Genomic DNA, 14322 nt, shown 5'->3' on the forward strand with positions numbered 1-14322 from the left:
TTTTCATGGTCGCTATCCCTTGTACGAAACCACGGTGTGCGTGGTGTCCAGCCCCAGTTGTTCGAGCCGCTCCAGGACATGCCCCAGGCACTGCCCGCCATCGGGCTTGTAGTGCCCGGAGGCATCATTGACCAGACCAAGGATGTCGCTCACCGCATTGCTGGTGGTCTTGCGGTCGATGCGCATTTCTCCGGCGCACACCACCGGCTGACCGCCGCCAAGCTGACTGTGCCGGGTATAACTTGTGCGATCGAGGGACTGGTCCCAGTATTTGACCAGAATGCTTTTCTGCGGGGTATAGACCCAGGTGTAGGCATCCTGGGCAGTATTGGGGCGCAGATAGGTCAATCTGCCGCTCTTGAGCTCATACGCCAGTATCTGGCCGCGCTCCTCGCCGATCAATTGGCAGACGCCATCGAGGGTTTCAGGCTGATAGCTGCGCCATTTCAGCACGTCGATCAGCCATTGCTGCAACTGCACCGGGTAGGTGTAGCCGGCAAAGTCCAGGGGCGCCGAGATATCGGCCTTGCGCCAGTCCAGCCAGTTCACCCGGCCTTGCCATGCCACGCCGTCCCTGGCCTCGATCCAGCGGTTGTCGCTCCCTACCACGCGGTTGTTCAGCTGGTCATTGACCTTCAGGTCCAGCGACTGCATCTTCCAGGCCGGACCGTACCCCCCGGCACTGGCCTGGTAGATCTCGACCGAGCGCAGCTCATCGGCATAGATCACGCTGCGCTGGAACATCTTGGCCAGGTCGACCTCGACCTTGAAGTGCGCCCCACGCTCGAAGTTGCCGGCCAACGGCTGGCGGTGCTCGCTGCCATTGATCGAGAACGAAAGGGTATCGCCTGTTCCGGCACTGTAGTCGGCAGAGACAGCGAGGCACACGCTCAGTTTGTCTACGACCATGCTCGGCGCCTGCCCCCGGCGGGGGAGCTGGGGCAGTTGCACCCGCCAGGCGTCGGAAGGCAGCACCTCGCTTCGTCGCTGCAGCCAGACCTCACCCGAAATCGGAGCACTGCACAAGGTACGGGTGCCGTCGCCATAGAGAAGCTCGCCCTTGGAAGACAGCCGCCAGCGATCTCCCGAGGCTGCGCTCGCCTTGCCGCAGATCCCGAGCCCCAAGGCCTGCCCGGTGGTGACATTGACCAGTTGCCCGTCCCTGTAGAGCCATTGCATGGCCTTGGGATCCGGGTTCACGGCGAGGCACACGCCCTCCTCGTCCGCCATCAGGTAATCACGACCATTGGTAAGCATGAACGGGATACCGCTGGGTAGGCCGTTCACGGGGTCCCCGGCACCACCACTGCCATCCAGTGCCTTCAGCTGGATGAATTCGACCGTTTGCTGGCGCTGCGCACTGTCGGTCAACAGTACGGCATGGCTGTTGGCGGCCAGCTGGATACGGCTGATATGGCGAAAGTCATGCAGCGGGTGTACGCCGGTCAATTGCTTGCCATCACCGTAGACTACCACCCAGGCCTGGTCGTGGTGGTGACGGGACTCCAGCACGCAGGCCAGGCTACGGCCCCAGCGGATAACCGGAGTCCTGGCCTGATCATCCGGTTTCGTGCTGGCGGGATTGGCAGCCGAAAAGCTCATCTGTGGCGGAAACGCAGGCAGCTGGGCCCGCGTCATCCAGGTGATGTTGAAACTGGACATGCATATTTCTCCTGACTGTATGAACGGAAGGGTCCGTCAACGATCAGTCGAAATTACGTGCACAACCTCGAAGGCGCTGTAGGGGTGCAGAGCTGCCGACGCTCAAAATCCCTACCCTGCCTGTAGGACCTGTTGACTGCCTGGACGCATCAGGCAGTCCTGACTTCCTCGAACAGTTCCGGATGACGATCCAGGAGCTTGAACAGCTTGATCAGTGCGACCGGTGGTTGGGTCTTGCCGTTCTCGTAACGGGAAAAGGCATTGACCCCGCCGCCAAAGATTTCGCCCGCCTCACGCTGATCGAGGTCGAATTTGCGCCGAACGCTGGCAATGAAGGCAGGGTCGACAGCGGCGGCATTGACCTGTCGCTTGAAGGCCAGCATCAGATCACCGAGGCGCTCAGCTTCAGCCATGCTCAGCACCGCCTCGCCGCAAACAGGGCAATAATCGCCGAAGACATCGCGGATCACCGTCGAATGGCCATTGTATCGATAAGGCATGTCCTGAGCCTGGGCGACCAGCTCAGCACCACCACACACGGGACACTTCATTTCAACGCTCCTTGAATGACACGATCAGCACGTCATCGACCACCGTCAGCTTGATGTAGAGATCGCCAAAGACGGTTCGGGGACGATAGACATCCTGCCAGATCCGATGATCGTGATAGGTCGTCATGCTTTTGTAGAAATCGTGTGCCGACAAGCCTCGAACGACTTCAAGCATCTGGCGAGGGCTCAGCCCGAGCGCATCACAGTCCTGGATAGCTGTCCGGGTGGGCCTGACCCGGCCCTGGCTCATCAACATTCGCACCCTTTCCAGCGGGCAGTGCGGCGTTCTCTTTTCCATGAGAAATTAACCTTTAAGGTTATTCTTGGCCAATAGGTTATTTTAATAACCCCCACCCGGAAGTCTGCCTCACTGCCCAGCAGTCATTACCGCCTCATTTGTCACCGCACATGAGCGCCAGCGGCTGCGCAGCGAACTCCAACGGCTCGCGGCGTCCGAAATAGAGCGCCGTCAGCAATCCGACCATGCCCATGACCAGACAAAAACCGACACACACCCATGGGCTCCAGGGCATCAGGGCAATCAGCGCCAGCGGCGTGGTGCTGGCCCACAGGGCGTAGGCGACGTTGTAGGTGAAGGAGATGCCCGACACCCGGATCTCGGCCGGGAACAGCCCGACCATCACCGACGGCACCACCCCTACCACGCCACAGGACAGGCCAGCCAATGCATAGGCCGCCCAGAGCTGCCCCCACTGGCCCACCAGGCTGGCGTACAAGGCGCCGATGCCCAACGGCAGCAGCAGGCAGTAGAGCATCAGCGCCCGCCAGGCACCGATACGGTCCACCAGCAAGCCGGCCAGCACGCAGCCAATATTGAGGAAGACGATACCCACGCTGCTCAGGGCGAAGGTGTGCCCGGCTGTCATGCCGAACCGCTGTTGCATCACGGTCGGGGTAATCACCACCAGCACCACTACCGCCGAGGTCAGCACACAGGTCAGCAGCGCCGCTGGAATCAAGGCCCGTCGATGAGTGCCCAGCACCCGTCGCAGGGGGAAGGCCACCGGTTGCTCCTGCTGCGCCCGCAGGGCCAGGAACACCGGGGTTTCACTCAGCCAGCGACGCAGCCAGACACCGATCACGCCAAACACGCCGCCAAGCAGGAAAGGATAGCGCCAGGCGTAATCGAGGATCTCCTGGGGCGTGAACAGCTGCGCCAGCAAGGTCGCGGTCAGCGCACCGAGCAGGTAGCCGAAGGTCAGCCCGGCCTGCAGGAAGCCCAGCGCATAACCGCGACGACCTGACGGCGCATGTTCGGCGACGAAGGTCCAGGCGCTGGGTACCTCACCGCCAACCGCCGCACCCTGCAGGATGCGCAGGGCCAGCAGGATCAGCGGCGCGGCGTAGCCAATGTCGGCGTAGGTCGGCATCACCCCGATCAGCAGGCACGGCAGCGCCATCATCAGGATGCTCAGGCTGAACACCCGCTTGCGCCCCAGGTGGTCGGCGAAATGGGCCATGAGGATGCCACCCAGCGGCCTGGCCAGGTAGCCGGTGACGAAGATCCCGAAGCTCTGCAGCAGGCGCAGCCACTCCGGCATTTCAGGCGGGAAGAACAGCTGGCTGAGGGTCAGCGCGAAGAACACGAAGATGATGAAATCGTAGATTTCCAGGGCGCCACCCAGCGCGGCCAGCCCCAGGGTCCGGTGATCGCGACGGCTGAACCGTGGCGGACGGGTGGTATCGATGGCAGTCATGGCAGCTTCCGCAACGAGGCAAAAGGCCAGAGGATAGCAAATCCACCCCCTGCTCAGGGGTTACGACAGAACACCGTCTGCGCGAGGTTGGTGCGCCGCCGGGCATGGTTCGACGCCCCCGCCAGCCCCGGCGGCAGCGGCAACTGCCCGACCAGCACCGGCATATCGATGATTGCCATGAAGGATTCCAGTGCCTCGCTGTCGGGGGCATGGGGCAGGCTGATGCTGACGGCGTGGCGATCGTTGGGCGGTACAGCGGGCACTTTCAGGTGTGGCGAGTGGTACAGCAGCGCGTGCTGGATCTGCGAGCTGACCCGGCAAAAACGCGCCAGGTCGACCCCGGCATGGCTGGCCAGCTCGATGTTGCCCACCAGCAGGTTGAAGGGTTCCAGGGCACTGTGCACCAGGCGCTGCAGGTCGTCGAAACTCTCCACCGGGGCGATCCGGTAATAACCCAGGCCATTGAGCATCTTCTCCAGCTGCAGGCGCTGGCCGGGGTGCTCATCGGCGATGAGGATGCGCATGGATTTGTTAGGCATCGTCCGAACCTGGGCAGTTGGGTGGTGACGGTGGCTCCATGACCATACTGCGCCGGCAACGGCAACGTCAGACGGGACGCCTGAGCGGGGGGTCTTTATTGATAGTTGTCGTGAACCCGGGAGAAATCAAGTCGCCAACTCACGGAATTTTCACATTCCACGGACGGCTCGCTCAGGACTCCCACTGGCGCATGCGTACGCGGCAATGCTTCATGGCATTGACAATATGCTTTTCCACCAGGCTGCGGGAAATACCCAGGCGCTCGGCGATCTGCTGATGCGACAGGCCATCGAGCTTGCGCAGCAGGAAGCTGTCGCGGCAAGGCCCGCTCAGTTCGCCCAGGGCTTGCTGCATCAGCGCCAGGCGCTGGTCGAGCTGCATGCTCTGCGTCAGAGCAGGGGTATGCCAGCGCTCATCGCTGTCCAGTACCTCCAGCGGCTCGGCCTGACGCACCAGATGTCGACGATGATGATCGACCACGAGATTCATGGCCGTGCGATAAAGGAAGGCGCGTGGATGCTCGATATGCTCGCCCTCCGTGCGCTCCAACACCCGGATGTAGGCATCGTGGGCGACGTCTTCGGCCGCCTGGCGATTACCGAGTCGGGCGGACAGGAAGCTCACCAATTCGCGATAGTAATGTTCCACGACGGCACCTGGCGTCTCCCTGCTCAAGCGTTGGTAGTCAGGGGCAGTGTTCTGGATGATGTCAGCGTGCGATCTTACAAATTATAATTATTCGCAGCAACACGCAGACCACCCCCGCGCTGCGCTAAATCGTCATCGAGATCATTCGTTTAACTGGGACCCCCGAGCGCATGCCCCGTCGCGGCACTCGGCCACTATCTCCGGCTGGAAGCCCGCATGACACGCACATCCAATACCCGCCGCCGAGTGCTGATCGGCGCCTTGGGCCTGGCCGGCCTCGGCAGCCTGGTGGCCTGGCAGGCCCTGCCTCTGGGCGGCGCACCGGTCAGCACCGTGCCAGTGACCCGCGCCGATATCGAGAGCAGCGTCACTGCCCTGGGCACCCTGCAACCACGCCGCTATGTCGATGTCGGCGCCCAGGCCTCGGGGCAGATCCGCAAGCTGCATGTGGAAGCCGGCGACGAGGTGCGTCAGGGCCAACTGCTGGTTGAAATCGATCCGTCAACACAACAAGCCAAGCTCGATGCCGGACGCTTCTCGATCGAGAACCTCAAGGCCCAGCTGGCCGAACAACGGGCGCAGTACCTGCTCGCCCAGCAGCAGTACAAGCGCCAGCAGGATCTGGCCGCCACCGGCGCCAGCCGCCAGGAAGACCTGCAAACGGCCGCGGCGCAGTTGAAGGTGACCCAGGCCCGCATCGACATGTACCTGGCGCAGATCCGCCAGGCCCAGGCCAGCCTTCGCAGCGACGAAGCGGAGCTGGGCTACACGCGGATCTATGCGCCCATGAGCGGCACCGTGGTGGCGGTGGACGCCCGCGAGGGCCAGACCCTCAACGCCCAGCAGCAGACACCGCTGATCCTGCGCATCGCCAAGCTGTCGCCGATGACCGTATGGGCCCAGGTGTCCGAAGCCGACATCGGCAAGGTCAAACCGGGCATGACCGCCTACTTCAACACCCTGGCCGGCGGCAAGCGGCGCTGGACCAGCACCGTCCGGCAGATCCTGCCGGTGCCGCCCAAGCCGCTGGACCAATCCAGCCAGGGCGGGGGCAGCCCGGCCAGCGCCACGGCCGGCACCACTGGCACCAAGGTGGTCCAGTACACCGTGCTGCTGGACGTGGACAACCCCGACGGCGCCCTGATGGCGGAGATGACCACCCAGGTGTTCTTCGTCGCCGGCCAGGCCAGCCAGGTGCTCAGCGCACCCCTGGCCGCGCTCGACGACACCCCCGGCGACGGTGTGCGTATGGCACAGGTGCTGAACAACAAGGGCCAGATCGAGGCGCGCCAGGTCCGCACCGGCTTGAGTGACCGCCTGCGGGTGCAGATCCTCGAGGGCCTGAACGAAGGTGAGCGCCTGGTCATCGGCCTACCCGCCGCCAGTGGGGGTTGATATGTCCACGCCCCTGATCGAGCTGTGCGACATCCGCAAGGTCTACGGCGGTGTCGATTCGCCCAGGGTCGAGGTGCTGCGCGGCATCAGCCTGAGCATCCACCCCGGAGAATTCGTCGCCATCGTCGGCGCCTCGGGCTCCGGCAAGTCGACCCTGATGAACATCCTCGGCTGCCTCGACCGCCCCACCTCGGGCAGCTACCGCTTTGCCGGTCGGGACGTGGCCGAGCTGGACAGCGACGAGCTGGCCTGGCTGCGCCGCGAAGCCTTCGGCTTCGTGTTCCAGGGCTATCATCTGATCCCCTCGGGCTCGGCCCAGGAGAACGTCGAGATGCCGGCCATCTACGCCGGCACTCAGCCCGCCGAACGCCATGCCCGCGCCCACGCCCTGCTCGAACGCCTGGGCCTGGCCAGCCGCACCGGCAACCGTCCGCACCAGTTGTCCGGCGGCCAGCAGCAGCGGGTGTCGATCGCCCGCGCGCTGATGAACGGCGGGCACATCATCCTCGCCGACGAGCCCACCGGCGCACTCGACAGCCAAAGCGGCGCCGAGGTGATGACCCTGCTCGACGAACTGGCCAGCCAGGGCCATGTGATCATCCTCATCACCCATGACCGTGAAGTCGCGGCCCGCGCCCAGCGGATCATCGAGGTGCGCGACGGCGAGGTAGTCAGCGATTCGGCCACCCCTTCCTCGGTCGATGCACCGTCCCGGCAGGTGCAGGCCGACGACCTGCGCCAGCGCCTGGACTTCGGCGCCACCCAGCGCGGCGCCTGGAAGGGCGAGCTGGTCGAGTCCCTGCAGGCCGCCTGGCGGGTGATGTGGATCAACCGCTTCCGTACCGCCCTTACCCTGCTCGGCATCATCATCGGGGTGGCCTCGGTGGTGGTGATGCTGGCGGTCGGCGAAGGCAGCAAGCGCCAGGTCATGGCGCAGATGGCCGCCTTCGGCTCGAATATCCTCTACCTCAACGGCAAGCACTCCTCCGAGGAACTGATGGGCATCGTCACCCTTGACGATGTCGACGCCATCCGCGAACTGCCGCAGGTCAAGCGCGTCATGCCGGTCATCGGCGACAAGCTCATGGTGCGCCACGGCAACAAGGGCGAGCAGTTCTATGTCGGCGGCAACAACACCGGGTTCCCCGAGATCTTCAACTGGCCGGTGGTCGAAGGCAGCTTCTACAGCGAGGCCGACGAAGCCAACGCCGCCGCCGTGGCCGTGATCGGCCAGAAGGTGCGCGAGAAGATGTTTGGCGTGGGGAGCAACCCGCTCGGTCAGTACCTGCTGATCGGCAACGTGCCGTTCCAGGTGATCGGTGTGCTTCAGGGCAAGGGCGCCAGCTCCGGCAGCGAAGACAGCGACGAGCGCGTGGTGGTGCCCTACTCCGCCGCCTCCATCCGCCTGTTTGGCAGCCGCGATCCGGAGTACGTCACCATCGCCGCCCAGGATTCCAGCCGCGTGAAGGAAACCGAGCAGGCGATCGAACGCCTCATGTTGCAGCGTCACCAGGGCAAGTACGATTTCGTCCTGACCAACGACGCCGCACTGATCCAGGCCGAGGCCCGCACCCAGAACAGCCTGTCGCTGATGCTCGGGGCGATCGCCGCGATCTCGCTGCTGGTCGGCGGCATCGGCGTGATGAACATCATGCTCATGACCGTGCGCGAACGCACCCGCGAGATCGGCATCCGCATGGCCACCGGCGCACGCCAGCGCGACATCCTGCGCCAGTTCCTCACCGAGGCGGTGATGCTGTCGATGGTCGGCGGGGTGACCGGCATTGTCCTGGCCCTGGCCATCGGCGCCAGCCTGCTGCTGGCCGACATCGCCGTGGCCTTCGCCCTGCCCGCCATCCTCGGCGCCTTCGCCTGCGCCGTGATCACCGGCGTGGTGTTCGGTTTCATGCCGGCCCGCAAGGCCGCCCGCCTCGACCCGGTCAAGGCCCTTACCAGCGAATAGTTCATGACGATCCCCAGCCGCATCAGCCTGTTGACCCTGAGCCTTTGCCTGGCCGCCTGCAGCAGCCCGCCCCCACCGGCGGCGAACATCGACACACCCCCCGCCTGGCAAGGGCCAACCACGGCCCAGTCCCTGCCCGACAGCCAATGGTGGCGCGCCTTTGCCAGCGCCGAGCTGGACCGTCTGGTCGAACGCGCCCGCCTGAACAGTCACGACCTGGCGGCGGCCGCCGCGCGGGTGCGCAAAGCGCAGGCCAGCGCGGTGATCGCCGGTGCACCGCTGTTGCCCGAGGTGAAGCTGGGTCTGAACGGCAGCCGCCAGCGCCTGTTGCGCGGCGACGGCAACAGCCAGCTCGACGCCAGCAGCAGCGAACGCACCAGCACCTCGTTCGGCACCCGCCTGAGCGCCAGCTACGAGATCGACTTCTGGGGCGGCCTGCGCGCCACCCGCGACAGCGCCCTGCGCAGCCTCGACGCCAGCCACTTCGACCGCCAGACCGTGGAACTGACCCTGGTCAGCGCCGTGGCCGACAGCTACCTGCAGGGCCTGGCATTCGACGAGCAACTGCGCATCGCCCACTTGAACCTGGACAACGCCCGCGATGTGCTGGGCCTGGTCGAAGCCCGCGAACGCTCGGGCTCGGCCACCCGCCTGGAACTGGCCCAGCAGCGCAGCCTGGTAGCCGCCCAGGAGCGCCAGCTGCCGCTGCTCGAACAGCGCCGCCAGGACAATCGCATCGTCCTTGCCACCCTACTGGGCGATCCGGTGCAGGCGCTGCCCGCCACCCGCGAAACCATCGGCAACGTGCAGTGGCCGGCCATCGGCAGCGGCGTGCCCAGCGAACTGCTCGGCCGCCGCCCGGACATCGCCGCCGCCGAGGCCCGCCTGGCGGCGGCCAGCGCCAATATCCAGGTGGCCCGGGCGGCGATGCTGCCGCGTCTGATACTGGGAGCGGACCTGGGCAGTGGCGCCCGGACCTTGCCCAACATCTTCGACAGCCCCTACTACACCCTCACCGCCGGCCTCACCGCGCCGATCTTCAACAACGGTCGGCTGAGTGCCGCCCGGGACGTGGCCAGCGCCGAACAGCAGGAGTTGCTGGAGCTGTACCGCGCCAGCATCCTGGCCGGGTTCTCGGATGTGGAGAAAGCCCTGAATGCCATCGCCGGCGTGGAGCGCCAGCGCCGCTGGCAGGACCAGGAAGTGGAACAGGCGCGCATCGCCTTCGACCTGGCCCAGCAACGCTACGCCGCCGGTGCCGAGACCCTGCTCACCGTACTCGAGACCCAGCGCACGCTGTACCTGGCCCAGGACCAGCAGGCGCAGCTGCGCCTGGAGCAGTTGCGCGGGAGCGTGGCGTTGTACAAGGCACTGGGCGGAGGCTGGCAGGCGCCGCAAAACCTGTAGGAGCGGGCTTGCCCCGCGAAAGCGCCAGACCAGACAACGATGCTTTCAGGTCTGGCGCTTTCGCGGGGCAAGCCCGCTCCTACAGGGGCGCTTCAGGAGACAATATTCTTCATTGACAGGTGCCGCGCATACCAAGGCCGTTGCGGCACCTTGCGCAACAGGTTTTCGATCTTGTCGTCGGCGCCGAAGGTGATGCGCAAGGCGAGCTTCATGGTCTCCACATCCATCTCCACCGACTTGCCCAGACGCATGCCTGGCTGCGTGCTGCAGCCATGCGTGTCCGGCCCCAGCCAGGGGTCGTCGACCTCCACCCAGCGCCCCGGGGCGAACCACGGCACGCCATTGACTTCCAGACGTCGCACCTGACCGGGGTGGTGGCGCTCATGGGCGCGGAACCAGTCGTCGATACGGTCGTCGATCCAGCCATGGAAGCCCCAGAACACTGGGTGCACATGGGATGAGAACGGATCACCGAGGAAGTCGTTCTCAGGCTCGAACCAGCGCGCGGCGAAATCCGCCTGGTCACGGGCGAACGGTACCGGTGCGCCATTGTTGGGGTCGCGCGGCACCGATGCCCAGCACATGTGCAGCCAGTCGTGCAGGTTCATCTCCAGTTCCGAGCCAAAGGCGCCCAGGGTCAGTTTCGACAGGTACACCGGGTCCTGGTACTGCGACTCCCACACCTGGAAATTGCTGCAATAGGTTTCCCCTGCCTTGATCGCCCCGACCCACTGCCCATAGGCGTCATCGCCCGGGGCCTGCCAGCCTGGCGGCACGCAGCAGCCGTCGTGGTTGTCGAAGTAGCGGGCGAAACCTGCCCGATCGAACTCGACGCTCGGCTGCGGCAGCGGGAAGCGCTGCCAGGAAGGCAGGTCCTGCAAGGTGCGGGCATACATCAACATGTGCCGGTGCATGAACAGGAAATCGATACCGGAGCCATTGCGGTGCTTGCGCGGGCCACGGGCATCGCGCTCACGGTCCCGTGGCCCCGGCTGCCAGCCCAGGCCACGCAGGGCATCCTGCTTTTTCTCCGGCAGCTTGTGCCATTTGTCGCGGGTGGCGTGCCAGAGCTGGTGGAACAGGCGATGTTCAGCGCCGATCACCCACTCGCGCATTTCGGGGGTATACGGCAGACGCTCGCGGGCCTCGGGGAACAGCCGCTTGACCGCGACAAAACGGCTGTCAGGCAGCGGCAGGGTCAGTGGCCGGTCCAGGCGCTGCACGCGGCCGCTCAACGTACCGCTGCCGGCGTTGGCAAACTCGGCCCAGACCTCATCGAGGCTGGCCACGCACTCATAACCCGGCCCGCCGTGCTGGTTGACCAGGCGCCAACGCACCTCGGCGCTGCTGGCACCGACCAGGTCACCGAGCACACGGTAGGCAGGCTCCGCGACGCCACGCAGCCCCTCGCCGGTATCGACATATCCGCGCAGGCCACGGCCCTTGGTGGCAACGTCGAGGAACATCTCGACCCCCTGCACGGGCAGGCCGTCCAGGCCACGCTCGGCACCGTCGAAGCGAATCTCCCAAACGCCGCGCAGCTGGTCCGCCAGGACCTGCCCGGCATAGTCGGCCAGCTCCACGCTGGCTTCGCCGGGCGTGACGATATCGTCTTCAGGGTCGTGGGTCAGTTGCTTGTGCGCGTAATAGGCCGCCGTGCCTGTGGCGCCCGCCACAGCCAGGCCAGCGATGAATCCTCGTCGGGAAATTGTCATTGCGCCTCAATCCGTCTTCGCGTGCCGCGACTTCTATCCAAGCTAGGACGTAGGCGGACCGGGGAAATTTAGCCTTCTAATTAACCAACCGGCGCGCTCGTCTGTTGGGTATCTCCCGCTGACAGAGGCATAGCCATGACCTCCCTGCTCGATCGCCTGACCCAACCGGTCAAGGCCACGCCCTACCGGGTCTTCGACCTCGACCTCAAGGCCATCGAACCCTTGAGTCCTTCGCTGAGCCGCTTCATCTTCACCGGCGAGGACGTGGCGCAGATGACCACCCTGGCCCCCGACCAACGCGTCAAGCTGCTATTCCCGACGCCCGCCGGAGCGCCGCCGAGCCTGCCCAAGCACGAGCAATGGCAACAGGCCCGGCGCGAGCTGGCAGCGCAGGACATGCCACCCATGCGCACCTACACCATTCGCGCCCTGCGCCGCGATGCCCTCGAGGTGGATGTGGACTTCGTCCTGCACGGCGTCAATGGCCCGGCCTCGGCCTGGGCCACCCACGCCCGCCCGGGTGACCGCCTGCAGATGGTCGCCCCCAACCTGGCCTACGCCGAAGACCCCGGCGGCTATGAGTGGAAGCCACCGCACAGTGCCCGGCGCATCCTGCTGATCGGTGATGAAACCGCCCTGCCGGCCATCGCCGGCATCCTCGAGCAGTTGGCCGCGAGCGCGCCGGAACTGCTGGTGGAGGCATTCATCGAAGTGCCGCTGGAGGCCGACTGCCTCGACCTGCGCCACAGCCCGGCCACCCGCCTGCACTGGCTGCCGCGCGACCTGCTGCGCAGCGAGCACGGCCAGGGCATGCAGCACGCCGTGCGCGAGCTGGCCAGCCTGCCGGCGGTGCGCGGTGCGTCGACGGTCGAGCTGGAGGACGTGGATATAGACGAGCGTATCCTGTGGGAACAGGCCAGCGGCGAGCATGGCGACTTCCATGCCTGGATCGCCGGGGAATCGGGGACCGTCATGGATATCCGCCGGCATCTGATCAAGGAACGCGGATTGCCGAGGGAAAGCCTGACGCTGATGGGCTACTGGCGTGCCGGACGCACCTTCGACTAGTACCTGCGTCCTGTAGGAGCGGCCTTGCGCCGCGAAAGGGCCGCGTAGCGGCCCCAGGATTTCAGCGTTAATGCAAAGATCGTCGGGGCCGCTTCGCAGCCCTTTCCGGTCGGTCCGACGCCTCGGCAAGGCCGCTCCTACACAGGGTTTGCGTCCGGCCTGGGAGTCTCAGCCAGCCAATACCGCCGCCGCGACGGCCTCGGCAAACCTTGCCGCCACCTCATCGACCTGCTCGGCACTGATGATCAGCGGCGGCAGGAAGCGCACCACCGCACCGTGGCGGCCGCCCAATTCGAGGATCAGGCCACGGCGCAGGCATTCGCGCTGTACCTTCGGCGCCAGCTTGCGGCAGGCCGGCGGGTGCCCCTGGACGTCACGCTTGCCCGTCGGATCCACCAGCTCCACGCCCAGCATCAGGCCACGGCCACGGATGTCGCCAAGCTGCGGATAGTCCTGCTGCAACCGTTGCAGATGCCCGCGCAGACGCTCGCCCATGGCCTCGGCGTGCTCGCACAGGCGGTGCTCCACCAGGTACTTCATCACCGCGGAGCCTGCGGCCATGGCCATCTGGTTGCCACGGAAGGTGCCGGCATGGGCGCCCGGCGACCATTGGTCGAGCCAGTCGCGGTAGACCATCACCGCCAGTGGCAGGCTGCCGCCGATGGCCTTGGACAGGGTGACCACGTCGGGCACGATACCGGCGTGCTCGAAGGCGAACATCTTGCCGGTGCGGGCGAAGCCGCTCTGGATCTCGTCGACGATCAGCGCCACCCCGGCCTGCTCGGTGATCCGACGCAGCCCGCGCAGCCATTCGATATCGGCGGGAATCACGCCGCCTTCGCCCTGCACCACCTCGACGATCACCGCCGCCGGCAGCGCCACGCCGGCCTCCGGATCGCACAGCAGGTTTTCCAGGTAGTGCAGGTTGGCGCGCACGCCCGCCTCGCCGCCAAGGCCGAACGGGCAGCGGTAGTCATAGGGATACGGCAGGAACTGCACGCCATTGTTCAACAGTGCGCCGAGCGGTTTTTTCGGTCCCAGGCTGCCCATCAGGCTCAGCGCGCCCTGGGTCATGCCATGGTAGGCCCCCTGGAACGCCAGCACGGTGCTGCGCCCGGTGACCGTGCGCACCAGTTTGAGCGCCGCTTCGACCGCGTCGGTACCGGTCGGGCCGCAGAACTGGATCTTCGCCTCCCCGCGCAAACCTTCAGGCAGCAGACCGAACAGGTCCTGGACGAACTGATCCTTGACCGGCGTGGTCAGGTCCAGGGTGTGCAGCGGCAACTCATCGGCCAGCACGCGCTGGATCGCGTCGATCACCACCGGATGGTTGTGCCCCAGGGCCAGGGTACCAGCGCCGGCCAGGCAGTCGATGAACTGGCGGCCCTCGACGTCCTCGACGTACAGGCCACGGGCGCGTTTGAGCGCCAGGGGGATGCGCCGCGGGTAGCTGCGGGCGTTGGACTCCTGCTGCTGCTGGCGCAACAGCAGGGGCGAATCCTCGAATTCGTACAGGGGGCGCGGCGTGGTGGCCGGCAGCACCTGGGCAAGGCTGGAAGCGGTCGACATCGGAAAATCCCTCGCAAGCAAGCGAATGTGCCCGCCACGCGCCCTGTAACCGGATGTGTGTCGGGTTCTTATCGTTTGAAAAACGC

At 65.7% G+C, this 14322-nt stretch carries 12 protein-coding genes; 4 read left to right on the forward strand and 8 right to left on the reverse strand.

The window, feature by feature from the left end:
• Positions 1 to 12 precede the first annotated feature (12 nt).
• The 6 genes from AC0MAZ_RS21290 to AC0MAZ_RS21315 form a co-directional block, all read right to left on the reverse strand.
• Positions 13 to 1662, reverse strand: coding sequence for a hypothetical protein (locus AC0MAZ_RS21290; RefSeq protein WP_232856741.1), 1650 nt, complete (start codon positions 1660 to 1662; stop codon positions 13 to 15).
• 149 nt (positions 1663 to 1811) lie between these two features.
• Complete coding sequence (locus AC0MAZ_RS21295) at positions 1812 to 2213, reverse strand: type II toxin-antitoxin system MqsA family antitoxin (RefSeq protein WP_203651800.1); 402 nt, start codon at positions 2211 to 2213, stop codon at positions 1812 to 1814.
• 1 nt (position 2214) lies between these two features.
• A complete protein-coding gene (locus AC0MAZ_RS21300; protein WP_203651799.1) occupies positions 2215 to 2511 on the reverse strand; it encodes a type II toxin-antitoxin system MqsR family toxin in 297 nt (98 codons plus the stop codon).
• Positions 2512 to 2605: 94 nt separating this feature from the next.
• Entirely contained in the window at positions 2606 to 3931 is a 1326-nt protein-coding gene (locus tag AC0MAZ_RS21305; protein WP_232856743.1) for an MFS transporter, read from the reverse strand.
• A gap of 53 nt (positions 3932 to 3984) precedes the next feature.
• On the reverse strand, positions 3985 to 4470 hold the full coding sequence (locus AC0MAZ_RS21310; RefSeq protein ID WP_232856744.1) for a histidine kinase: 486 nt from the start codon (positions 4468 to 4470) through the stop codon (positions 3985 to 3987).
• 172 nt (positions 4471 to 4642) lie between these two features.
• The gene (locus AC0MAZ_RS21315) at positions 4643 to 5119 is read right to left on the reverse strand and encodes a sigma-70 family RNA polymerase sigma factor (RefSeq protein ID WP_186732870.1); all 477 of its coding nucleotides are present in this window, start codon (positions 5117 to 5119) and stop codon (positions 4643 to 4645) included.
• 216 nt (positions 5120 to 5335) lie between these two features.
• Between AC0MAZ_RS21315 and AC0MAZ_RS21320 the strand changes: the two genes are divergently transcribed.
• From AC0MAZ_RS21320 to AC0MAZ_RS21330, 3 genes are read left to right on the forward strand one after another with little or no spacing between them, the layout of a single operon-like run.
• A complete protein-coding gene (locus AC0MAZ_RS21320; protein WP_475859081.1) occupies positions 5336 to 6514 on the forward strand; it encodes an efflux RND transporter periplasmic adaptor subunit in 1179 nt (392 codons plus the stop codon).
• A gap of 1 nt (position 6515) precedes the next feature.
• A complete protein-coding gene (locus AC0MAZ_RS21325) occupies positions 6516 to 8477 on the forward strand; it encodes a MacB family efflux pump subunit (protein WP_475859082.1) in 1962 nt (653 codons plus the stop codon).
• Between the two features lie 3 nt (positions 8478 to 8480).
• Positions 8481 to 9884 (forward strand): efflux transporter outer membrane subunit, encoded by a 1404-nt coding sequence (locus tag AC0MAZ_RS21330; RefSeq protein ID WP_475859083.1) that lies wholly within the window; start codon positions 8481 to 8483, stop codon positions 9882 to 9884.
• Positions 9885 to 9976: 92 nt separating this feature from the next.
• On the opposite strand, the gene pvdP is transcribed toward AC0MAZ_RS21330, so the two are convergent.
• The gene (gene pvdP / locus AC0MAZ_RS21335) at positions 9977 to 11599 is read right to left on the reverse strand and encodes a pyoverdine maturation tyrosinase PvdP (protein WP_232856750.1); all 1623 of its coding nucleotides are present in this window, start codon (positions 11597 to 11599) and stop codon (positions 9977 to 9979) included.
• A 135-nt stretch (positions 11600 to 11734) separates the two neighbouring features.
• On the opposite strand from pvdP, the gene AC0MAZ_RS21340 reads away from it, so the two are divergent.
• Positions 11735 to 12667 (forward strand): siderophore-interacting protein, encoded by a 933-nt coding sequence (locus AC0MAZ_RS21340; protein WP_267812853.1) that lies wholly within the window; start codon positions 11735 to 11737, stop codon positions 12665 to 12667.
• 168 nt (positions 12668 to 12835) lie between these two features.
• On the opposite strand, the gene AC0MAZ_RS21345 is transcribed toward AC0MAZ_RS21340, so the two are convergent.
• Positions 12836 to 14236 (reverse strand): diaminobutyrate--2-oxoglutarate transaminase, encoded by a 1401-nt coding sequence (locus tag AC0MAZ_RS21345; protein WP_475859084.1) that lies wholly within the window; start codon positions 14234 to 14236, stop codon positions 12836 to 12838.
• Positions 14237 to 14322: the final 86 nt, after the last annotated feature.

The sequence above is a fragment of the Pseudomonas sp. A genome, from assembly GCF_056270345.1.